Raw genomic sequence first — 21,966 nt, forward strand, 5'->3', positions numbered from 1 at the left:
CGGGCCGCCCGTGGCCCGGGACGCCGCCGCGAGCACGACCAGCGGGCGGGCGGCGGACCGGTCCGCCCTCCGGCACGGCGCGACGCAGGCGCCGCGGCGGCGGCAGGGACCGCGCCGTACCGCCTCCCGGGCGGGCCCGGGGCCACTACGGTGGGCCGCGTGCCGAGCGCCGCCCGCACCGCAGCGGAGTACATCGCCGAGCTCCCCGAGCAGCGCCGCGGGGACATCCACACGGTGCTCGACGTCGTGCGGGCGAGCATGCCCGACGGCTACGTCGAGACCATGGCCTTCGGGATGATCACCTGGGTGGTGCCGGTGGACGTCTACCCCGACACGTACAACGGCCGGCCCCTGCAGTACGTCGCGCTCGCCTCGCAGAAGCGCCACGGCTCGCTGTACCTCATGGGCCTGTACGCGGACCACGACACCGAGCAGCGCTTCCGCGAGCGGTGGTCAGCCGGTGGGCGCCGCCTCGACATGGGCCGCTCGTGCATCCGCTTCCGCCGCGCCGACGACCTCGACCTCGGCCTCGTGGCCGAGGCGGTCGGCGGCCTCGCCCCCGACGACTTCGTCGCGCTGTACGAGCGGTCCCGGGCCCGCTGAGGCCGCCCCGGCGGTCGGCTCGACGGCACGGTCCGGGCCGGGGCCACCGTCGGTGCCGGCGTCGAGGTCGGTGCGCCGCCACAGGGCACGCCACAGCCACACGCTGACGAGCAGGCCGGCCAGCCCGGCCCCCACGACGAGGGTGCGCGGCCCGGCCACGGTGCCGAGCACGCCCCCGGCCGCCAGGCCGACGACCGACGCGGTGCGCAGCGCGCCGGTCACCGTGCCGAGCACGCGGCCGCGCTGCTCCGGCGCGACGCGCAGGGCGAGCGTGGTCTGGGCCGAGACGTTGACGACGCCGTTGCACGCGCCGAGGGCGAGCATCGCCGCCGCGAGCACGAGGACGCCGGGCGCGAGCCCGCCGACCACGAGCCACACCGACATGCCCGCCGCCCCGACGACCGCCGCCCGCACGAGGCGTCGCCCCGTCCCGAGCCGGGACGCCACCACGTTGCCGGCGACGAGTCCCGCGGCCAGCGCGGTACCGACCAGGCCGTAGTCGAGGGCGCTGCCGCCGAGGTCGCCGCGGACCAGCAGGACGAGGACGACACCGACCACCTCGACCGCGAGCACGAAGGCCACGAAGCCGACGACGAAGCTCCGCAGCACGGCGTCCCCGCGCACCAGCCGCAGCCCGTCGAGCACCCGCGGCGCCGCCTCCGCGTCCGCGTGGCTGCCCCCGCGGATGGTGCGGACGCGGACGGCCAGGACGGCGACCGCGGCGAACCCGACCGCGCACACCGTGAGGGCGAGCGGCACCCCGCCGGCCCCGACCGCCGCGCCGGCGAGGACCGGGGCGGCGGTGCCGAGGAGCATGACGAGGGTCTGCACCGCCCCGACGGCCTCGGCGAGGCGGTGGCGCGGGACGAGGCCGGGCAGCAGCGCCGACCACGTCGGACCGGCCACGGCCTGGGCCACCTGCACGAGCAGCAGGCAGGCGACGACCGTCCACGACGGCGCGCCGAGCACGAGCGCGAGGGCGGTCGCGAGGCACACGGCCGCCTGCGCCGAGGCGGCCGCCGCGGCGAGCAGCCGGGACGACACCCGGTCGACGAGCGGTCCGGCGAGCACGGACCCGACCGCCAGCGGCAGGGCCGCGGTGGCGAGGAGCAGCGCCGTGCCCGGGCTCCCCCAGCCGGCCGCGAAGGCGTGCAGCAGCAGCGCGACGACGAGCAGCTCGTCGCACAGGAACACCACCGCCTGCGCCGACCCCGTCAGCCTGAGGTCCCGCTCGCGCCACAGCGAGGTACGAAGGATCTGCTTCATGTTCGTGAAGGTACTGCTTCACACCTCGGATGTGAAGCACCGGTTTCACACCTCGTCGGAGCCGACTACCCTCGGCCGGGTGAGCGAGGTCGAGACGAGGCCGGCCGGGCCGGGCCGGGCGCCCGGCCCCGACGACGTCGTGCTCGAGGACGCCGCGGCGATCCGTGCTCTCGCCCACCCCGCGCGCCTGCTCGCCGTGGAGCTGCTGTTCGCCCGGGCCGGACGGACCATGACCGCGACGGAGCTCGCCGCGCAGGCGGGCATCACCCCGAGCGCGATGAGCTACCACCTGCGTTCCCTGGCGCGGCACGGGCTGGTCCGGCGCGCCGACCCGGACGGCGACGAGCGCGAGCGGCCGTGGAGCGCGGCGGGCGCGCAGGTGGTGGTGCGCAGCCCCTCCGGCGCGGGGACGCAGGCGCGGGCCGCTCTCGACCTGCTCGTCGGCGGCATGCTCGACCGGCTGGCGGCGTCGCTGCACGCGCTGTCGGCCCGCGCCGACCACGACGACCCGGCCTGGCGGGTCGGCGGCCTGAGCCCCGCCACGCTGCAGCTCACCGCCGAGGAGGCCGCGGACCTCCACACCGAGCTGCACGCGCTCGTCGGGCGCTACGCCGACCGGCACCCGCCCGGGGCCCCGGGCACCCGCGCCGTCGACGTCGTGCTCGCCCTCGTCCCCGGACCGGCTGCGGAGGGGACGGACCGGCCCGTGTGAGCTCCGGCGCGCCCCGGGGGCGGTCGCGCCTCAGCCCGCGGTGGCGAGCGTCAGCGGGAGGACGGTCCCGGCCCCGGCCAGGCGGAGCCCGCGCGCGGCGACAGTCAGGGTCCACCGGGAGTCGACGAGGTCGTCGACGAGCAGCACGGGACCGCGCAGGTCGCCCAGCCGGGCGGCGAGCGCGTCGGGCACGACGACCCGGTCCCACACGCCGGCGAGCCGGAGCGCGGAGTTGCCGCCCGCGCCGCCGCTCGGGCCGCCGTGGCGCAGCGCGAGCTCACCGAGGTCCTCCAGCCGGCCCACGTCGGCGAGGCGGGAGCGCAGGCTGCCGACCAGCTGCGGGCGGGACCGCGACGGGACGGAGACGACCGCCACGGGCCGCTCGGCCCACCCCCACTCGCGCAGCACCCGCGTGGTCGCGGTGAACAGGTCGTCGCCGACCGGCTCGTCGACGGGGCGGCCCTCCTCGTCGGTCCGCAACGCCCGGCGCAGCGCCGCACCCCACCCGAGGTCGCTGAGGCGGGCGACGGCCCGCCCCTCCCCGGCGCGCTCGGCCTCGGGGATGCGTCCCTTGACACCGACGCCGACGACGTCCATCCCGGTCGGCCACGTGGTCCGCGGCTCCACGACGGTCCCGGGGCGGCGCAGCACCTGCTCGAGCACGTCGCGGCCCTGCCCGCTGAGCGACGTGGGGTACCAGGGCCCGGCGCACACGTCGCAGCGCCCGCAGTCCTCGGCCGTCGGGTCGTCGAGGCGCTCGCGCAGGAAGCGCATCCGGCACACGCCGGTGTCGTCGCGCACGTAGTCGCGCATCGCCTGCTGCTCGGCGGAGCGGGCGGCCTCGACCCGCGCGTAGCGCGCGGACTCGTAGTGCCATTCCCGCCCGGTCGCGACCCAGCCGCCGCGGACGCGCTGCACCGCCCCGTCGACGTCGAGCACCTTGAGCAGCAGCTCCAGCCGGTTGCGGCGCAGGTCGACGCGCGGCTCGAGGGCGGCGGTCGACACCGGCCGGTCGGCCCGGGTGAGCACGTCGAGCACGCGGTGGACGGCGTGCGGGCCGGGGAAGGACATGGAGGCGAACCACTGCCAGATGGACTCGTCCTCGGGCCCGGGCAGCAGCAGCACGTCGGCGGAGGTGACGGCGCGTCCGGCCCGGCCGACCTGCTGGTAGTACGCGATCGGGGAGTCGGGCGCCCCCAGGTGGACGACGAACCCGAGGTCGGGCTTGTCGAAGCCCATCCCCAGGGCGGAGGTGGCGACGAGGGCCTTGACGCGGTTGTCGAGCAGCGCCTGCTCGAGCGCGACCCGCTCCTCGGCGTCCGAGCGGCCGGTGTACGCGCGTACCTCGTGCCCGGCGGCCCGCAGCGCCTCGGCGACGTCGCCGGCCTGCCCGACGGTGAGCGTGTAGACGATCCCGGAGCCGGGCAGGTCGGCGAGGTGCTCCGACAGCCACGGCAGGCGGTCGTCGGCCCGCAGCCGCAGCACCCCCAGGCGCAGCGAGTCGCGCCCGAGCGGGCCCCGGAGGGTGACGACGGCGTGCTCGGCGCCACCCGCGCCCGCCGCGAGCTGCTCGGTGACGTCGGTGACGACACGGGCGTTGGCGGTCGCGGTCGTCGCGAGCACAGGAGTACCGACGGGCAGCTCGGCGAGCAGGTCGCGGATGCGGCGGTAGTCGGGCCGGAAGTCGTGGCCCCAGTCGGACACGCAGTGCGCCTCGTCGACGACGAGCAGGCCGAGGTCGCGCGACAGGACCGGTAGCCACGCCTCTCGGAACTCGGGGTTGTTGAGCCGCTCGGGGCTCACGAGCAGCACGTCGACCTCGCCCGCCGCGAGCCGGTCGCGCACCTGCTCCCACTCCGTGACGTTGCCGGAGTTGACCGTGTAGGCCCGCACCCCGGCGCGGGCGGCCGCGTCGACCTGGTTGCGCATGAGCGACAGCAGCGGGCTGACGATGACGGTCGGCCCCTGCCCCGCGGCCCGCAGCAGGGCCGTCGCGACGAAGTACACCGCCGACTTGCCCCACCCGGTCCGCTGCACGACGAGCACACGCGCGCGGTCGACGAGCAGGGCGGAGACCGCCTCGAGCTGGTCGGGGCGGAACTCGACCTCGTCACGGCCCGTGAGTCGGCGCAGCACCTCGCGCGCCTCGCCCGCCAGCTCGTCGGGGTCCACGAGCGGCCCGGCCGCCTCGCCGGGCGTGCCCGGGGCGGGGCCGGAGGGGTCGAGGGTGCGGGTGCCGTCCACGCCACCGACGCTACGGCCTGCCCCCGACACGACCGCGGCGACCGAGCGGTGTGGACGGTCCCGACCGCCTGTGGACGGGGCCTCGCCCGTCCGGGGCGGCGTGCCCTGCGCCGCGGGCGGCTGCCGGGGGGCCCCTCGGCTCACACCAGCGGCACCTGGCTGAGGGAGGGCTCGGGGCTCGGGCCGCCGGCCACGGCCCCCGGGTCGGGCGGCGGGGTGCCGAGGCCGTCGAGGGCACCGGCGACGTGGTCCCAGAAGCGCGGCACCGGCGGGTACCAGGCCTCCGCCGGCGGCAGCGACGGGTCGCCCGGGAGGACGGCCGCCAGCCGGTCCAGCCCCGCCTGCCCGTCGGCCAGGAGGTCGTCGTACAGCGGGTCGGAGCGCCTGACCCGGGCGCGCAGCTCCTCCAGCGAGCCCGCCAGGACCCGCAGCCGGAGCCAGCGGTGCCGCTCCCACTGCTCGTCGTCGCGGAACCGCTCGCGCAGGCGCGCCCCCGCGAGCGCACCGCGGAGCGCGAGCGCGGCGACGGTCGCGCGCGGCATGAAGAGGCTGACACCGCCCTCGCTCGGGTGCTGGCGCACCGCGGCGATGCGGCTGCGGAACCCCGGCAGGGCGGACTGCAGGGTGTCGCGCCAGCTGCGCGCGCTGCCGAGCACCGCGCCGAGCAGGGCCGGCAGGCCCGCACCGAGCGCGCCGCCGGGCGTCAGCGAGACGTTCCAGTCCTGCGGCAGCCACACGTCCTGGGTCGGCTGCCCTGGCGGGTGGACGGCGAGGTCGAGCCCGAAGCTCGGCCAGCGGGGCAGGTAGCTGTCGAACAGGTGGACGGGGAAGTTCGACGTGATGCCGCCGTCGGACCACCACAGCTGCTCCGCCACGCACGGGTGCGCCTGTGTCGGCACCGGGCCCTGTCCGTCCTCGACGGTCCGGCCGAGGTCGTCGCGGACGTCGCCGACCGGCAGCAGCCGGTACAGGCGGACCGCGGAGAACAGCACCGGCAGGGCGAGGCTGATGCGCACCGCCAGCACGACGGGCAGGTTCCACGGGTGGGGCAGGCGGTGCACGACCACCTCGCCGGTGCCGTCGGCCAGCGGCACGGTGCGCCGCGGCGTGAGGGCCGTCATCGCCTCCACCACCTCCCGCGGCAGCACGTCGGTGCCGGGGCGGCCGGGCCCGGCGAGCGCGGCGCACAGGTCGCCGGGGTCGAACCACAGCGCGTCCGCCCCGCCGCTGTCGCCGCCGTCGGGCTCCGCGACCGGCAGCGGGAACCGGAACGGGCGGCCGCGGGTGAGGTCGGTCGTCATCATCTCGAGGTTGACCAGCCGCCGTCCCGGCTGCTCCGCGAGCTCGCGCAGGCGCACCTCGCCGGGACCGGGCGAGCCGTCGGCCGTCTCCGGGACGGGCTGGAAGCCGGGGCCGACCCACAGGTGGCCGAAGCGCAGCACCGTGCCGGGCATGCCCGCGAGCTCCGCGAGGCTGTCCGACAGCCACGGCACGAGCGCGCGGTCGACCGTCGGCGCGGGCGCGCCCACGAGCCGCGACAGCAGCGAGGACGGGCCGGGAGCGGTCGCACCGGCGACGACGCCGTAGTGCCGGCCGCGCGCCGCGAGCAGCCACCGGACGGCCCCCGCGAGCAGCGCCCCGAGGGCGAGCAGCAACAGGGCCAGCCCGACGGCCACGGTCGCCATCACGGTCGGCGCGTCGAGCAGCACGAGGCCGGCGGCGGCGAGCGCGAGCGCGGACGCGAGCAGGACGAGCGCGACGGTGCCGTTCGTCCGCGCGCGCTCCGGCGCCGGCCGGCTCGAGGCCTCCTCGGCCAGGCGCCGCAGCGCCTCGGTGCCCTGCCGGGCGTGCTGCTCGCGGCGCTGGCCCCGCCAGGTCAGGCCCAGCAGGGCGCCGCCGACGAGCCCGCACACGACGACGACGAACCCGCCGAGCAGCGCGGGCGCGAGCCACCACGCGGGCCCGGTCGCCCCCGGGTCCGTCCCCGCGCCGAGCAGGGTGTGCAGGACGACGGAGGCGAGCACCACGAGCCCGAGCACGACGAGCCTCGCCGGCGTCCCCACCGCCCAGCCGTAGGCGAGCGGCAGCGCCCAGAAGCGCCGGCGCATGACCGCCACCACCACGTCGAACACGTGGCGCTGGGAGCGGACGGGACGGAACAGCTGGGCGAGGCGGAACTCCTCCCCCGCGGGCGCGCCCGCCTGGTCCGTCCGCCCCGTGGCGGGACCGTCCAGCTGCAGCAGCCACGCGAGCAGGTCCGCGAGCCCGCTGAAGCCTGCCCGCAGGTGGCCGGGCGCGGGCGACCCGCTGCCCTCGCGGCCGCTGCTGCGACCGAGCTCGGCGGCCGCGGTCGCGGCGGCGGCGATCGCGCCGGCACTCGCCCCGCCCACGTTGCGCACCCGGTGGTCGCGCGCGATCTCGCACACCGCGAGCGGGTAGACGACCCCGGAGGTGGCCCCGCCCTTCATCGCGAGGTCGACGCTGCGCCGCAGGTACTCCTGCTGCGCCGGGCCGTCGAGCGCCTCCGCACCGGCCGGCGGGGTGGTGAGCAGCCGCTCGCGCAGCGCGTCGTCGTCGACGAGGCGGTAGGACGCCGGGTCGCCCCACCCGCCGAGGCACACCGGCCGCGGCGCCGCCCGGGTCGAGACGGCGTCCCGCGGCGCCCACAGCCAGCGGGCGGGGTCCCCGCCGGGCGCGGGGGCGCGCGTCGTCATGCCGTCCGGCAGGTCGGGCACGAGCAGGTCGTCGACCCGCGCCGTCGTGCTCCGCAGCAGCCGGGCGACGGTCCGCACCGCGTCCTCGCCGTAGCGCACCGCCATCGTCGTCCTCCCTCCGCGGCGCGGCACCGGCGCCGCGCTCCCGCGTGCCAGGAGGAGGGGCGAACCGGTCCCCTGGTACGTCCGGCCAGGCTGGCACGGCGCCCGGACACCACCCGGCAGGCTCCCCGTACGCTCCCGGCGTGCCGTGGCCAGGAGTCCGCCGCCTCGTGGGCGAGCCGGTCGAGGGCCTGCCCGCCGACGGCCTCGAGGTCGTCCTCGCCCTCGCGGACCTGGCCGGCGACCGACGCCTCGCCGCCTTCGCCGGCGGCTGGTCCGCCGGGGCCGGGGTCCTCGTCACGGCCGACCCGGCGCGCGTCCTCGAGGCCGCCGACCTGGCCGCGCTCGACGGGCCGGACGGGACGGACGGGCCGTTCGACCTGTTCGCCGAGCTCGACCGGCCGGTCCCCCTCGCCCGCGACCTGCGTGCGCCCGCCGGGGCGGTCGGTGGCGGCTGGGTGAGCCTGCTGGGCCACGACCTCGGCCGGCGCACCGGGCGGGTCCGTACCGCCGCACCGCCGCCGGACGGCCCGCGGCTGCCCGTGGCCTCCCTCGCCTTCGCCGACCACCTGCTGCGCTTCGACGGCGCGCGCTGGTGGGCCGAGGCGCTCGACCCCGGCGACGGCTCCGCCGTCGCCGCCGCCCACGAGCTCGCCCGGACCGCGCGCGAGGCGCTGCGCACCCACCGCCCGCCGCGGACCCCCGCCGCGGGCGTGCGGGCGCCGGACGCCCGCGCGCACATGCGTGCGGTGGAGCAGGTCGTGCACGCCGTGCGCGCCGGCGACATCGCCCAGGCCAACGTGTGCTCGCGCTTCGCGCTGCGCCTGCCCGACGGCGGCCCGGCGGCCGTCGCGGCGTGGTGCGCGCTCGTCGGCCGGCTGCGCCCGGGTCGCGCGGCCCTCGTGACGGGACCGTGGGGCGCGCTGGTCGGGGCGAGCCCGGAGACCTACCTTGCGTGGGACGGCGACGTCGTGACGTCCGCGCCCATCAAGGGCACGCGCCCGGCCGGCGACACCGGCGCCCTGCTCGCCTCCGACAAGGACTCCAGCGAGAACGTCATGATCGTCGACCTGGTGCGCAACGACCTGTCGCGCGTGTGCGAGCCGGGGACCGTGCGCGTCGACGACCTCCTCGCCGCCGAGCGCCACACCGGGGTCGAGCACCTCGTGTCGCGCGTGAGCGGGCGACTGCGACCGCGGACCGGCCCCGGTGCGGTGCTGCGCGCGACCTTCCCGCCGGGGTCGGTGACCGGCACCCCCAAGCAGCGCGCGAGCGAGGTCACCGACGAGGTGGAGGCCGCGGCGCGCGGCGCCCACACCGGTGCCGTCGGCCTGCTGGGGCCACGGCTGGCGGTGCTCGCCGTCACGATCCGCAGCCTCGAGGTGGCGCCGGACGGGGCGGCCGCGCTCGGGGTGGGCGGCGGCGTCGTCGCGGACTCCACCCCCGCCGGGGAGTGGCACGAGGTGCTCACCAAGGCGGCGCCCCTGCTGCGGGCGCTCGGCGCCGACCCGGTGCGCCCGGCCGCGGCCACCGCGATGGCCAAGGGGCTGGCCGACCCCTCGCACGGGCTGCTGGAGACGCTGCTCGCCGTCGACGGCCGCGCGCTGGAGGTCGCGGACCACGTCGGGCGGCTGCGACGGTCGTGGTGGGAGCTGAGCGGCGGCGCGCTGCCCGACGACGTGACGGACCTCGTGCTCGACGCGGCGCGCGCGGCCGGGCCCGGGTGGCACCGCGTGCGGCTGCGCTGCGGCGGGGACCCCGTCCGCCTCGACGTGGAGGTGGAGCCGGTCGGGGCGACCCCGCCGGTCGCCGGGCAGGCCGGGCTCGTGCTCGCCGCGGTCGACGCGCCGGCCGCCGGCGCGGAGCGGCTGAAGTTCGCCGACCGCCGCTGGCTCGACGCGCTGCACACCGCCGGGCGCGGGCGCGGCGCGGACGACGCCGTCCTCGCCGACCCCGTCGCGGGGCTGCTGGAGACGACGCGGGACTGCCTGCTCGCGGTGCTCCCCGCCCGCGACGGCCGGCCCGTGCTCCGGACCCCGCCCCTGGACGGCCGCGTCCTGCCGGGGGTCACGCGGCAGGTGCTCCTCGACCTCGCCGACGAGGCCGGCTGGCTGCTGGAGCGGGACGGCCTCGACGCCGGGGTCCTCGCCCGGGCCGACGGGCTGCTCGCGGCGAACGCGCTGCGCGGCGTGCGGTGGGTGCGCGAGGTGCGCGGGGCGGCGGACGGTGGGGGCGACGTGCGGTGGCCGGCGCCCGCGCCGGGTGTCGCCGCCCTCGACGGGCTGCTGCGCGCCCGGCGCGGGCTCTGAGCGGGACGGTGCCGGGCGGTGCCGGGCGGTGCCGGACGGTGCCGGACGGCTCCGGGCGCTCCGGGCGGTGCCGGGCCGCGGCGGCCAGGCCCCGTCGTCTCAGCTCTGCTGGCCCATCGGCCAGAACGCCCACGACTGCGTCCGCATGCTGCGCGGCTGCTGCAGGACGGTGAGGACCGCGTGGGCGACCTGCTCCGGCCGCAGGTACTCCGCGAGCGCCGGGTCGCCCTCGGTGCGGCCGTGGCCGATGGCGAACTCGGTCTCCACCCCGGCCGGGTTGACCGTCGAGACGCGGATGCCCTTCTCGCGCAGCTCGCGGTCGAGGGAGCCCGCGAGACCCTGCTGGGCGAACTTCGTGGCCGCGTACACCGCCTCGTCGGCCCCGCCCCGGAAGCTCGCGACCGACGCGACGATGACGATGTCGCCCTCGCCCTGCTCGAGCAGGTGCGGCAGGGCCGCCCGCACGGTGTGGACGGTGCCGGTGACGTTCGTGTCGACCATGTCGGCGACCTCGTCGTCGCTCATGTGCAGGATCGAGCCGTAGGAGCCGATGCCGACGTTCGGCACGACGGAGTCGAGGCGCCCGAAGCGGTCGAGCGCGGCCTGCACGAGCCGGGCGTTGTCGGCCGGGCGGCGGACGTCCATCTCCACGCACTCGACGGAGTCGCGCCCCAGGTCATCGGCGAGCTCCTCGAGCCGCTCGAGCCGGCGGGCGCCGACGGCGACGCGCGCGCCGGCGGCGACGCACGCCTCGGCGGTGGCGCGTCCGATGCCGGCGGAGGCGCCGGTGATCGCGACGACGGTTCCGGTGAGGTCACGGGGCTGCATGAGGGCCATGCGCCGACGGTAGTGACGGCGGGCGCTCAGCGCGCTGCGGGGTCGTCCGGGGACGCCGGCGGCCCCGAGGCGAACAGGTCGGCGTTGCGTTCGGCCGCGGTGGCGAAGGGACGGAGGACGACGTCGGCGCCCGCCTCCCGCAGGCGGGGCACGTCCTGCTCGAGGTGCGCGGTGACCGCCACGCCGCCGGTGAAGCCGGCGTGGTGGAGCCCGTGCAGCACGGCGACGCCGACGTCCCGGGACGGGATGGTGGAGACCACCCACCGGGCCGCACCCAGCGGCAGCGAGCGGCTGAGCTCGGGCTCGCCGGCGTCGGCGAACAGGACCTCCGCCCCGAGCCCCTCCGCGCGGGCGAGCGCGTGCGGGTCGACGTCGACGACGAGCACGTCCGTCCGGCGGGCGCGCAGCTGCTCGACGAGCCGACCGCCGTAGCGCCCGGCGCCCAGCACGACGACCTCGACCGACGCGTGCTCCTCGCGGTGACGGGCGTCGGCGTCGACGCCCGGGCGTTCCAGGCGGCGCAGGAACGGGTCGAGGCGGGCGTGCAGCGGCCGAGCGAGGGGGATGACGTAGCTCGACACGCTGATGGTGACGAGCGCGACCAGGGTGACGAGCGTGACCGTCCCCGTGCCGATGTGGCCGAGGCCGAGGCCGAGCGCGACCAGGACGAGCGAGAACTCGCTGATCTGGGCGAGGGTCACGCCGGTGAGGAACGACGTCCGTCGCCGGTAGCCGAGGGCGCCCATGACGGCGACCACGACGACGACCTTGCCGACGAGGACGACGACCGACAGGACGGCCGCCGCGCCCAGCTGGCCCACCGCGTCGTCCAGGCGCAGCCGCGCCCCGAGGTCGACGAAGAAGAAGAGGAGGAGGAAGTCGCGCAGGCTCACCAGCCGCGAGCCGACGGCCTCCCGGAACGGCGTCGACGCGAGGGAGACGCCCCCGAGGAACGCGCCGACCTCCGCGCTGAAGCCGAGCGCGTCGCCGACCGCGGCCAGCGACACCCCCCAGGCGAGGGCGACGAGGACGAGCAGCTCCGGGCTGCGCGCCACCTGCCCGAGGACGCGCGGCAGCATCCAGCGCATGGCCGCGCCGACGACCAGCAGGAGCCCGGCACCCTTCGCGAGCGTGGCGAGGACGGTGAGCGCGAGGTCGTCGCCCGCCCCGAGACCCCCCGTCGCCGTGAGCGCGATCATGACGAGGACGACGACGACGTCCTGCACGATGAGAATGCCGACCGCCACCCGGCCGTGCAGCCGGTCGATCTCACGCGTGTCCGACAGCAGCTTGACGACGATGATCGTGCTGGAGAACGCGAGCGCCAGGGCGACGTACAGCGCCGGCACGAGCGCGAGTCCGATCGCGAGCGCGACGGCGAGCCCCACCGCGGCGGTGACGAGGACCTGCGTGAGTCCCGTGACGAGGGCGACGGCGCCGGTGCTGCGGATGAGGTGGACGTCGAGCTTGAGCCCGACGAGGAACAGCAGGACGGCGATGCCCAGCTCGGCGAGGAGCGCGACCTCGCCGCTCGCCTCCACCCAGCCGAGGCCGGCGGGCCCGGCGAGGACCCCGACGGCGAGGAAGCCGACGAGCAGCGGCTGCCGCAGGCGCACCGCGAGCGCCCCGAGGACCGCCGCGAGCGCGAGGACCGCCGCGACGACCCAGAACGGGTGCTCGGCGAGCGCGTCCACCCGACCACGCTAGCGAGACCGCCGACCGGGGCACTTCCCCGACGGCGCCCGGTCGCCTAGCGTCTGCGCACCGGCCGCCGCCCTCGGCCGGCCGTCGAGGAGAGAGGTGCCGCCATGTCCCGCGTCGTGCGCTCCGCCATCGTCCAGACCCCGTGGACGGGCGACAAGGACTCCATGCTCGACCTGCACGAGAAGCACGCGCGCGACGCCGCCGCGCAGGGCGCGCAGGTCATGTGCTTCCAGGAGCTGTTCTACGGGCCGTACTTCTGCCAGGTGCAGGACGCCGAGTACTACTCCTACGCCGAGGCGGTGCCGGACGGCCCGACCGTCCAGCGGTTCTCGGCGCTGGCCAAGGAGCTCGGGATGGTGATGGTGCTGCCTGTCTACGAGCAGGAGAAGCCCGGCTTCCTCTACAACACGGCCGCGGTACTCGACGCGGACGGCACGTACCTCGGCAAGTACCGGAAGCACCACATCCCGCAGGTGAAGGGCTTCTGGGAGAAGTTCTACTTCCGCCCCGGCAACGTCGGCTGGCCCGTCTTCGACACCGCGGTCGGCAAGGTGGGCGTCTACATCTGCTACGACCGGCACTTCCCCGAGGGCTGGCGCGCGCTCGGGCTGGCCGGCGCGGAGATCGTGTTCAACCCGTCAGCGACCTCGCGCGGCCTGTCGAGCTACCTGTGGAAGCTCGAGCAGCCCGCGAGCGCGGTGGCGAACATGTACTTCGTCGGCGCGATCAACCGCGTCGGCGTCGAGCCGCTCGGGGACGACGACTTCTACGGCACGAGCTACTTCGTCGACCCGCGCGGGCAGTTCGTGGGCGACGTCGCGAGCAGCACCGACGAGGAGCTCGTGGTGCGCGACCTCGACCTGTCGCTCATCGAGGAGGTCCGCAACCAGTGGGCCTTCTACCGCGACCGCCGCCCCGACGCCTACGACTCCCTCACCGAGGCCTGAGCCCGCGCGACCTCCGCCCGCCCGGGGGCGGTGGGACGCCCGGAGACGGGTAGGGACCGGCATGACCGGTCGAGCACCCGCTGTCGAGGACGTCTCCGTCCAGGGACCCGCCCCCGGCCCCCCGGCCGGCGGTCTCCTCGCCCCGCTGCCGGGGTGGCTGCGCCGGACCGTCGCGTACGGGGTGGCCGCGCTCGTCGTCGCGGCCGTCGTGGCGGTCGTCACCGTCGTCCTCCTGCGGGTCGGCCTGGTCGCCTTCGCGCTGCTGGCCGCGCTCCTGCTGACGGCCCTGCTCGCGCCCGCGACGACGCGGCTCAGGCGGCTGGGGCTCCCCCGCGCCCTCGCGGCCCTGGTCGCGCTCCTGCTGCTCCTGGGGGTGCCCGTCGGGGTCGGCTGGTTCCTCTACAGCCGGGTGATGGTGCAGCTGCAGCAGGTGGGACCGGCGCTCACGGAGGGCCTGGACCGCGTCCGGTCGTGGCTCGTCGAGGGGCCGCTCGGCATGGACCCGGCACGCATCGACGAGCTGCGCGTGTCCGCGCTGGACGCCGGCCGCGCCGCGCTCCCCGGCCCCGTGGCAGGGACCACGACCGCCCTGCACGTGCTCACCGGCCTGCTCCTCGTCGTCTTCGCCGTCTTCTTCCTCGCCAAGGACGGCGACACGATGTGGCGCTGGCTGCTGTCGTGGGTGCCGGAGCGGCGGCGCGACCGGGTCGACGGCGGTGGCGTGGCCGCGTGGCAGGCGCTCACCGCGTACGTCCGCGGGACGGCGCTCGTCGCGCTCGGCGACGCCGTCGGCATCGGGATCGGCCTGCTCGTCCTCGGCGTCCCGCTCTGGCTGTCCCTCACGCTCCTCACCTTCGTCAGCGCCTTCGTCCCGATCGTCGGCGCGACGGTCGCCGGCGCCGCGGCGGTCCTCGTCACCCTCGTGACGAACGGGGCGACCGACGCGCTGCTCGTCCTCGGGCTCGTGCTCCTCGTCCAGCAGCTCGAGGGCAACCTGCTCCAGCCGCTGGTCATGAGCGGCGTCATCAAGCTGCACCCGCTCGTCGTCGTGTCGGCGGTGACGGTCGGCACCCTCGTGCTCGGGGTCGCCGGGGCGGTCCTCGCCGTGCCGGCCGTGGCCGTCGCGTACCGCCTCACCCGCTACGTGACGGGGCGCGACGACCAGGACGGTGACGCGGACGGTGACGCGGACGGCGACGCCGACGGGCGCGCGGGCGAGGACCGGGACGGGGACCGGCGGCCGGGGCGCGGCAGGTTTCGCGACGACGGGCCGGGGGACTCCTCCGACGGGTCGCGGACCGTCCGGACGCGCTCCCGCACGCACGACAGGAGGAGACACATGCACGTCAGCAAGGCCGAGGTCCTCGACAGCCTGCGCGACCGGGGCGACGACGAGCAGCTCCGCCGCGCCGAGGCCGAGCTGCCCGACGAGGTCGACACCGACCGGGACGCCGAGCAGCTGCGCTCGCTCGGGCTCAGCCGCGCCGACGTGGCCGCGCTCGCCTCCGACACCGGTCTCGGCAGCGGCCAGGCCAGCGGGCTGGGGGTCAGCTTCCAGAGCGAGCCGGAGCCCCTCGACCCCCGCGAGAAGTAGCCCCGGGGCGCGAGCGGCCGGCACCCGTGACCGCGGGGGCCCCGCTGCCCTACCGTCCCACCATGACGATGACCGACCCCGCCGTGGGCAGCGCCGCCCCCGGTTCCGCCGACGCGGCCCGCACGCGCACCGAGGACCTGCTCGCGCGGCACCGGGCCGTCACGCCGCGCTGGCAGTCGCTGTACTACGAGCAGCCGATCGCGCTGAGCCACGGCGAGGGCCGGCACGTCTGGGACGTCGAGGGCACGCGCTACCTCGACTTCTTCGGCGGCATCCTCACGACGATGACCGCGCACGCGCTGCCCGAGGTCACCGCCGCGGTGCAGGAGCAGGCCGGGAAGATCCTCCACTCGAGCACGCTGTACCTCAACGAGCAGACCGTCGAGCTCGCCGAGCACATCGCGGAGCTCTCCGGCATCCCCGACGCCCGGGTGTTCCTCACCCCGTCCGGCACCGAGGCCAACGACGCGGCGCTGCTCATGGCGACGGCCTACCGCCGCAGCAACCAGGTGCTCGCGATGCGCAACAGCTACCACGGCCGCTCGTTCTCCACGATCGGCGTCACGAGCCACCGCTCGTGGAGCCCGACGAGCTTCTCCGGGCTGCAGACCACGTACGTGCACGGCGGCTACCGGCTCCGCTCGCCGTTCCGCGACCTGCCCGACGGCGAGTACACCGCCGCGTGCGTCGCCGACCTGCGCCAGCTGCTCGACATGACCGGCGGCGACTTCGCCTGCCTCATCGCCGAGCCCATCCAGGGCGTCGGCGGGTTCGCCACCCCGCCCGACGGCTTCTTCGGCGCGATGAAGGAGGTGTGCGACGCCCACGGCATCCTCTTCGTGTCCGACGAGGTGCAGACGGGCTGGGGCCGCACCGGCGACCACTTCTGGGGCTACCAGGCGCACGGCATCGTCCCGGACATGCTGACCTTCGCCAAGGGCGTCGCGAACGGGCTCCCGCTCGGCGGCGTCGTGGCCCGCGCCGAGGTCGTCGACGCGATCGCCGGCAACCACATCTCCACCTTCGGCGGCTCACCGCTGGTGTCCGCCGGCGCGAACGCGAACCTCCGCTACCTGCTCGAGCACGACCTGCAGGGCAACGCGCGGGTCATGGGCGAGCGGCTGCGCGCGACGCTGGCGCCGGTCGTGGCGGACACGCCGTGGATCGCCGAGCTGCGCGGCCGCGGGCTCATGCTCGCCCTGGAGACCGTGCACCCCGGCGGCATCGACCCCGACCCGGCGCGCGCGGCCGCCCTCACCGAGGCGTGCAAGGACCGTCACCTCCTCATCGGCAAGGGCGGCCTGTACGGCAACGTGCTCCGCGTCGCGCCGCCGCTGTCGCTCACCGCCGAGGAGGCCGACGAGGGCGCCCAGCTGCTCGTCGACGCCATCCGCTCGCTCGGCTGAGCGGGGGGACGGCGCCGACGAGCGGCAGGTCCTGCCGGCCGGGGGTTCCCGCTCAGCCCTCGGCGAGGGCGCGGGCGTCGGCCGCGACGAGGGCCATCGTGGCGGCGTCCAGCTGCCGCCCGGCCGCCTGCTCGGCCCGGCGCGCCAGGCCCTCGAGGTCACCGGAGGCCAGGCGGGTGAGCAGGGCCGTCCGCGCTCCCTCGTCGCCGCCGCGGACCGGTTCCGCGGCGAGGACGAGGGACGCGAGGCCCGCCTGGGTCGCGACGACGTCGAAGGTGGCCGTCGCGGTCGTCTCCCCGCCCTCGCCGCGGGCGACGGCGACGAGCTCGTGGCCGCCGAGCGCGAGTCCCGCGAGGTCGAGCGGCTCGCCGGGGGTCACGGGCGTGCCGTCGAGGTGCACCTCGACCGCCTCGGCGTGCTGAGCGGCGACCGCGAGGACCGGCGCCTGCTCGCGCCCGAGCACGGCACCGGGCGTGGGCGACAGCACCTCGACGACGGGTGCGGGTGCGGGTGGCACGGGCGCCGAGCGCTCCTGCTCGACCCGCGAGCGCCAGCCGACCAGCGCGCCCGCGCGGTCGGTGATGATGCCGTCGACACCCACCTCGACGAGCTGCGCCCACTGCGCCGGGTCGTTGAGCGTGTACGGCATGACGGCCACGCCGGCCTCGTTGAGCGCCGCGACGACCTCCGGTCGGGTCGCGAGCGTCGCGGCGGACGGGTTGTACGCGACGACGTCGAGGGACCGCGCGGTCGCGACGGGGTCGGCGTCGAGGGTGCCGCGCAGCAGGCCGAGGTCGAGCTCGGCGCTCGCGGCGCGCGCCGAGCGGAGCACGCCGGTGTCGAAGCTCTGCAGCAGCACCTCGCCGACCATCCCCCGCTCCTCGACGAGGCGCACCATGCGCTCGACCTCGGCGGGGGTCTCGGGGCCCTTCACCTCCAGCAGCAGCGTGGTGCCGCTGCCGCGGACGGCGTCGAGCACCTGCGCGAGGGTCGGGACGGGCTCGCCGGCGTAGGCGGCGTCGAACCAGGACCCCGCGTCGAGGGTGGCAACGTAGGCGGCGTCCAGGGTGGCGACGTCGCCCGTGCCGTCCGTGGTGCGGTCGACGGTCTGGTCGTGCAGCACGACGGGCACGCCGTCGCGCGTGGAGTGCGCGTCGACCTCGACGTACTCGGCGCGCGAGCGGACACCCGCCTCGACCGCGGCGAGCGTGTTCTCCGGCGCGACCGAGGAGTAGCCGCGGTGGGCGACGACGGCCGGGAGCGTCCCGTCCGGCTGCACGAGGGTCGGCTCCGGCAGCTCGGTGACGCGGACGTCGTCGAACGACGCCCTCGCGCCGTTGACGACGAGGCCGAGCACGCCGTCGGCGCTGCGGCGCAGGCTGCGGGTCGTCAGCACCTGCTGCCCGTCGAACGACCAGCGGGCCGCGGTGCCCTGCACGTCGACCGCGACGCGGACGTCGCTGCCCGTGCCCGCCGCGCGCGGCGCCGGGGCGGTCTGCGTGACGTTCCACGTGTTCGCCGCGGTGCGCTCGGCGAACTCGATGCCGTTCGCCGCGGTGCTGTTCGAGCGCATCGTCGCGATCCACCACGGCACGGCGCCGTCCGCCGCGAGGTCGAGGCCGAGCGCGGCCCAGCGGCTGCTGTTGGCGACCGTCTCGAAGCGCACGGTCGCCTCGAGGCGGTAGTTGTCGAGGTGCTCACCGAAGGTCAGGCGGGACAGCTGCGAGCCGGTGGACACGCCGACGAGACGCCCGTCGACGACCTGCCACTCCCCCTCGACCGGCGTCCAGCCGGCGGGCAACCCGTCGGAGAAGTCCTCGTCGAGGACCACCCGCCCCTCGTCGGTCGGCTCTGCGGCGGCGGCCGGCGCCGGGGCGACGGTGGGGGCCAGGGTCGAGGCGGTCACGGCGAGGGCTGTGACGGCGAGGGCGGACAGGACGGGACGGAGGAGACGTCTGGGACGCATGACGCGGACGCTAGGGACCGCGCGTGAACCGGTGGCTTACGCAGGGTGAGCACCAGGTGGCCGTGTGGTGACGGTCGATGAGTCCCGGACCGCCCGCCGGTCGGAGGGGGCATGGAGCTCACCATCCACCTGTTCACCTCCCTCGACGGCGTCGTGCAGGGCCCCGGGTCCCCCGACGAGGACCGCAGCGGCGGCTTCGACCGCGGCGGCTGGCTCGTGCCGCTCATGGGCGAGGGGTTCGGCGAGGTCGTCGACGGCTGGTTCGCGCGCACGGGCGAGCTGCTGTTCGGCCGCCGCACGTACGACCTCATGCAGTCGTACTGGCCCCACGTCACCGACGACGGCGGCCTCGCCGGCGAGGCGCTCAACGCCCGCCCCAAGCACGTCGTCACGTCGCACCCGGACGACCTCGCGCCGTGGCAGGGGGCGGCGCCGCTGCGCGGGGACCTCGTGGCCGGGGTGCGGGCGCTCAAGGGGCGCGAGGCGGACGGCGGCGGCGAGCTGCAGGTGCACGGCTGCGCGACGCTCGTGCAGGCGCTGCTGCGGGAGGGCCTCGTCGACGAGGTGCGGACCCTCGTGTTCCCGACCGTCGTCGGCGCGGGCAAGCGCCTGTTCGAGCCGGGGCTGCCGCCGAGCACGTGGCGGCTGGTGGAGGCGACGCCGACGGCGTCCGGCGCGGTCGCCGCGCGCTACCGCCCGGTCGCGCACGCCGGGGCGGGCGAGTTCGTCGTCGAGGACGGCCGCGAGGTGTCGCGGCCGGCGTGAGGCGGCACGGCCCCGGCGACCTTTACCGGGGCCGCGGGGCGGTCTAGCGTCGGGCACCCCGACGCAGGAGGCCCCCATGACCCGGACGCTCATCAGCAACGGCACCGTGGTGACGGCGACGGGCAGCCACGCCCTCGACGTCCTCGTGGACGGCGAGACGGTGGCGGCGCTGCTGCAGCCGGGCCAGGCGGCCGCGCTCGGCGTCACCGCCGACGAGACGATCGACGCCACCGGCACGTACGTCGTGCCGGGCGGCATCGACGCCCACACGCACATGGAGATGCCGTTCGGTGGCACGCAGGCCTCCGACACGTTCGAGACCGGCACCCGGGCCGCCGCGCACGGCGGCACGACGACGATCATCGACTTCGCTGTTCAGACGGCCGGCAACGACGTCCGGGCCAGCCTCGACACGTGGCACGCGAAGGCCGACGGCGAGTGCGCCGTCGACTACGCGTTCCACATGATCATCGGCGGGGTCGACGAGGCGAGCCTCAAGCTCATGGGCGACCTCGTCGCCGAGGGCATCACGAGCTTCAAGCTCTTCATGGCCTACCCCGGCGTCTTCTACTCCGACGACGGGCAGATCCTGCGCGCCATGCAGCGCGCCGCCGAGCTCGGCGCGATGATCTCGATGCACGCCGAGAACGGCATCGCGATCGACGTCCTCGCCGAGCAGGCGGCCGCCCGCGGCGAGACCGCCCCCATCCACCACGGCATCACCCGGCCCGCGCGGCTGGAGGGCGAGGCGACGCACCGGGCCATCCAGCTCGCCCTCGTGGCCGGGGCGCCCGTGTACTTCGTCCACCTGTCGAGCTCCGAGGCCCTCACCGAGGTGGCGCGGGCCCGGGCCGAGGGCCACAACGTCTTCGCCGAGACGTGCCCGCAGTACCTCTACCTCACACTGGAGGACCACCTCGGCGCGCCCGGCGAGGACGGGTTCGAGGGCGCGAAGTACGTGTGCAGCGCCCCGCTCCGCACCAGGGACGAGCACCACCACCGCGACCTGTGGCGCGGGCTGCGGACCAACGACCTCGCCGTCGTCGCGACCGACCACTGCCCCTTCTGCTTCAAGGACCAGAAGGAGCTCGGCCGCGACGACTTCCGCCTCATCCCGAACGGCATCGGCGGCGTCGAGCACCGCATGGACCTCGTCTACCAGGGCGTCGTCACCGGCGACCTGAGCCTCGAGCGCTGGGTGGAGACGTGCTCGACGACCCCGGCGCGCATGTTCGGCCTTTACCCGCGCAAGGGCGTCGTCGCCCCCGGCGCGGACGCCGACATCGTGCTGTACGACCCGCGGGCACGGACCACGATCAGCGCCGCCACGCACCACATGAACATGGACTACTCGGCGTACGAGGGGTTCGAGATCGCGGGCGGGGTCCGCACCGTCATGTCGCGTGGCCGGGTCGTCGTCGACCGCGGCCGCTACCTCGGCTCCAAGGGCGACGGCCGGTTCGTGCCGCGGGGCCTGTCGACGTACCTGCGCTGAGGCGACGGGCGCCGCGTCCTCAGCCGCCCGAGCCCGCGGGGCCGGTGGGCCCGGCGGGGGTGGGCAGGTCCTGCAGGTCCTCGAACAGGGCCGCCACCCGCCCGTCGATCTCCACCTGCGTGGCGAGCACCGCGACCGTCCCGTCCGGGTCGACGAAGAAGTCCGTCCCCAGACCACCGGACCAGCCGAAGCGACCCGCGTGCGGGCCGGCGTCGCGCACGGCGACGCCGAAGCCCCAGCCCGTCCCCTCCCAGAAGCCCGGCAAGAAGCTGTCGGGCGTCTTGACGGCGTCCGGCACCTGGTCGCTCGTCATCGCGCGCACGTGCTCGGCGGCGAGGAACCGCTCCCCGTCGAGGACGCCGTCGTCGGCGAGCAGGCGCGCGAACCGCGCGTAGTCGCCGACGCTTGAGACGAGCTCGCCGTGGCCGACGTCGTCACCCGGCGGCACCGCGAGCGAGCCCGCGGGCTCGACCTCGACGAGGCCGTCGCCGGTGCGGCGGTAGGCGGCGGGCAGCCGGGCGCGGTCGGGACCGTCGACCCGGTAGCCCGTGTCGTGCATGCCGAGCGGCGACAGGAGGTCGTCCGCCAGGTGCGCGCCCAGGTCGCCCCCGGTGCACCGCCCGAGGAGGAGACCCAGCACCTGGTACGAGTGGTGGTAGCGCCAGCCCTCACCCGGCTGGAAGGCCAGCGGGAGCCCCGCGAGCCGCGCGAGCCACTCCGGGGCGGCGAGCGCGGGCGGCTCCTGGCCGGCGGCGGTGCCGTCGCGCTCCATCTGCCGGGCGAGCGGGCTGTCGGTCACGGCCACCCCCCAGCCGGAGGTGCACGTGAGCAGGTGCCGGACGGTGACGGGCCGGGCGAGCGGCACCGTGTCGTCGAGGTCGGCGCCGGGCGAGCGCAGCACCCGCAGGTCCGCCAGCTCCGGCAGCCAGCCGGCGACCGGGTCGTCGAGGCCGAGCGCACCGCGCTCGACGAGCCGCAGCGTCGCGACGGCGAGGACCGCCTTGGTCATCGACTGCACGCGGAACACGGCGTCGGTGCGCAGGGGGGCGCCGCCGACCTCGGCCACGCCCGCCGCCAGCGGCCTCGCGCCGCGGCCGCCGTGCACGGCCACCGCCCCCGGCACGGTCCCCGCCTCGACGTGGCGCGCGAGCAGCGCGGCCAGCGGGGCCGTGGCGGGGTCGGCGGCGGGGTCGGGGACGGGATCGGGAGACGCCTCGGGCATGCCCCGAGGCTGCCAGAGCCCGGGCCCTACCTGCGTCGCGCGCCCCTCGCTACAGTCCCAGGACCTGCCGCGAGGAGACC

The 21,966-nt window shown here is 76.7% G+C and carries 14 protein-coding genes and 1 pseudogene; 8 read left to right on the forward strand and 7 right to left on the reverse strand.

Going from position 1 to position 21,966, the window contains the following annotated elements; translation table 11 throughout:
* Positions 1 to 159: 159 nt before the first annotated feature.
* Positions 160 to 603, forward strand: coding sequence for a DUF1801 domain-containing protein (locus tag WAA21_RS01250; RefSeq protein WP_336920918.1), 444 nt, complete (start codon positions 160 to 162; stop codon positions 601 to 603).
* Between the two features lie 75 nt (positions 604 to 678).
* On the opposite strand, the pseudogene WAA21_RS01255 reads toward WAA21_RS01250, so the two are convergent.
* Positions 679 to 1,869, reverse strand: a pseudogene (locus tag WAA21_RS01255) (MFS transporter); the annotation flags it as partial.
* A 79-nt stretch (positions 1,870 to 1,948) separates the two neighbouring features.
* On the opposite strand from WAA21_RS01255, the gene WAA21_RS01260 reads away from it, so the two are divergent.
* Complete coding sequence (locus tag WAA21_RS01260; RefSeq protein WP_336920919.1) at positions 1,949 to 2,581, forward strand: helix-turn-helix domain-containing protein; 633 nt, start codon at positions 1,949 to 1,951, stop codon at positions 2,579 to 2,581.
* 30 nt (positions 2,582 to 2,611) lie between these two features.
* Here WAA21_RS01260 and WAA21_RS01265 read toward each other — a convergent pair whose 3' ends face one another.
* Complete coding sequence (locus WAA21_RS01265) at positions 2,612 to 4,753, reverse strand: RecQ family ATP-dependent DNA helicase (RefSeq protein ID WP_336921101.1); 2,142 nt, start codon at positions 4,751 to 4,753, stop codon at positions 2,612 to 2,614.
* A gap of 212 nt (positions 4,754 to 4,965) precedes the next feature.
* The gene (locus WAA21_RS01270) at positions 4,966 to 7,644 is read right to left on the reverse strand and encodes a hypothetical protein (protein ID WP_336920920.1); all 2,679 of its coding nucleotides are present in this window, start codon (positions 7,642 to 7,644) and stop codon (positions 4,966 to 4,968) included.
* Between the two features lie 140 nt (positions 7,645 to 7,784).
* Between WAA21_RS01270 and WAA21_RS01275 the strand changes: the two genes are divergently transcribed.
* On the forward strand, positions 7,785 to 9,950 hold the full coding sequence (locus WAA21_RS01275) for a chorismate-binding protein (protein ID WP_336920921.1): 2,166 nt from the start codon (positions 7,785 to 7,787) through the stop codon (positions 9,948 to 9,950).
* 99 nt (positions 9,951 to 10,049) lie between these two features.
* Here WAA21_RS01275 and WAA21_RS01280 read toward each other — a convergent pair whose 3' ends face one another.
* Positions 10,050 to 10,787 (reverse strand): SDR family oxidoreductase, encoded by a 738-nt coding sequence (locus WAA21_RS01280; RefSeq protein WP_336920922.1) that lies wholly within the window; start codon positions 10,785 to 10,787, stop codon positions 10,050 to 10,052.
* 26 nt (positions 10,788 to 10,813) lie between these two features.
* A complete protein-coding gene (locus WAA21_RS01285) occupies positions 10,814 to 12,481 on the reverse strand; it encodes a cation:proton antiporter (protein WP_336920923.1) in 1,668 nt (555 codons plus the stop codon).
* A gap of 114 nt (positions 12,482 to 12,595) precedes the next feature.
* Here WAA21_RS01285 and WAA21_RS01290 point away from each other — a divergent pair, with 114 nt between their 5' ends.
* The 3 genes from WAA21_RS01290 (at position 12,596) to WAA21_RS01300 (ending at position 16,438) form a co-directional block, all read left to right on the forward strand.
* The gene (locus tag WAA21_RS01290; protein ID WP_336920924.1) at positions 12,596 to 13,438 is read left to right on the forward strand and encodes a nitrilase-related carbon-nitrogen hydrolase; all 843 of its coding nucleotides are present in this window, start codon (positions 12,596 to 12,598) and stop codon (positions 13,436 to 13,438) included.
* Positions 13,439 to 13,499: 61 nt separating this feature from the next.
* On the forward strand, positions 13,500 to 15,032 hold the full coding sequence (locus WAA21_RS01295) for an AI-2E family transporter (RefSeq protein WP_336920925.1): 1,533 nt from the start codon (positions 13,500 to 13,502) through the stop codon (positions 15,030 to 15,032).
* A gap of 62 nt (positions 15,033 to 15,094) precedes the next feature.
* Complete coding sequence (locus WAA21_RS01300) at positions 15,095 to 16,438, forward strand: aspartate aminotransferase family protein (RefSeq protein WP_336920926.1); 1,344 nt, start codon at positions 15,095 to 15,097, stop codon at positions 16,436 to 16,438.
* A 52-nt stretch (positions 16,439 to 16,490) separates the two neighbouring features.
* On the opposite strand, the gene WAA21_RS01305 is transcribed toward WAA21_RS01300, so the two are convergent.
* Positions 16,491 to 18,404, reverse strand: coding sequence for a glycerophosphodiester phosphodiesterase family protein (locus WAA21_RS01305; protein WP_336920927.1), 1,914 nt, complete (start codon positions 18,402 to 18,404; stop codon positions 16,491 to 16,493).
* 111 nt (positions 18,405 to 18,515) lie between these two features.
* On the opposite strand from WAA21_RS01305, the gene WAA21_RS01310 reads away from it, so the two are divergent.
* Together WAA21_RS01310 and hydA are read left to right on the forward strand one after the other, a co-directional pair.
* On the forward strand, positions 18,516 to 19,169 hold the full coding sequence (locus WAA21_RS01310) for a dihydrofolate reductase family protein (protein WP_336920928.1): 654 nt from the start codon (positions 18,516 to 18,518) through the stop codon (positions 19,167 to 19,169).
* Between the two features lie 76 nt (positions 19,170 to 19,245).
* Positions 19,246 to 20,664, forward strand: a complete 1,419-nt coding sequence (gene hydA / locus WAA21_RS01315; RefSeq protein ID WP_336920929.1) for a dihydropyrimidinase — start codon at positions 19,246 to 19,248, stop codon at positions 20,662 to 20,664.
* Between the two features lie 19 nt (positions 20,665 to 20,683).
* Here the strand turns inward: hydA and WAA21_RS01320 are convergent, their stop codons facing one another.
* Entirely contained in the window at positions 20,684 to 21,886 is a 1,203-nt protein-coding gene (locus tag WAA21_RS01320; RefSeq protein WP_336920930.1) for a serine hydrolase domain-containing protein, read from the reverse strand.
* Positions 21,887 to 21,966 lie beyond the last annotated feature (80 nt).

The organism is Aquipuribacter sp. SD81 (assembly GCF_037153975.1).
GTDB lineage: Bacteria > Actinomycetota > Actinomycetes > Actinomycetales > JBBAYJ01 > Aquipuribacter.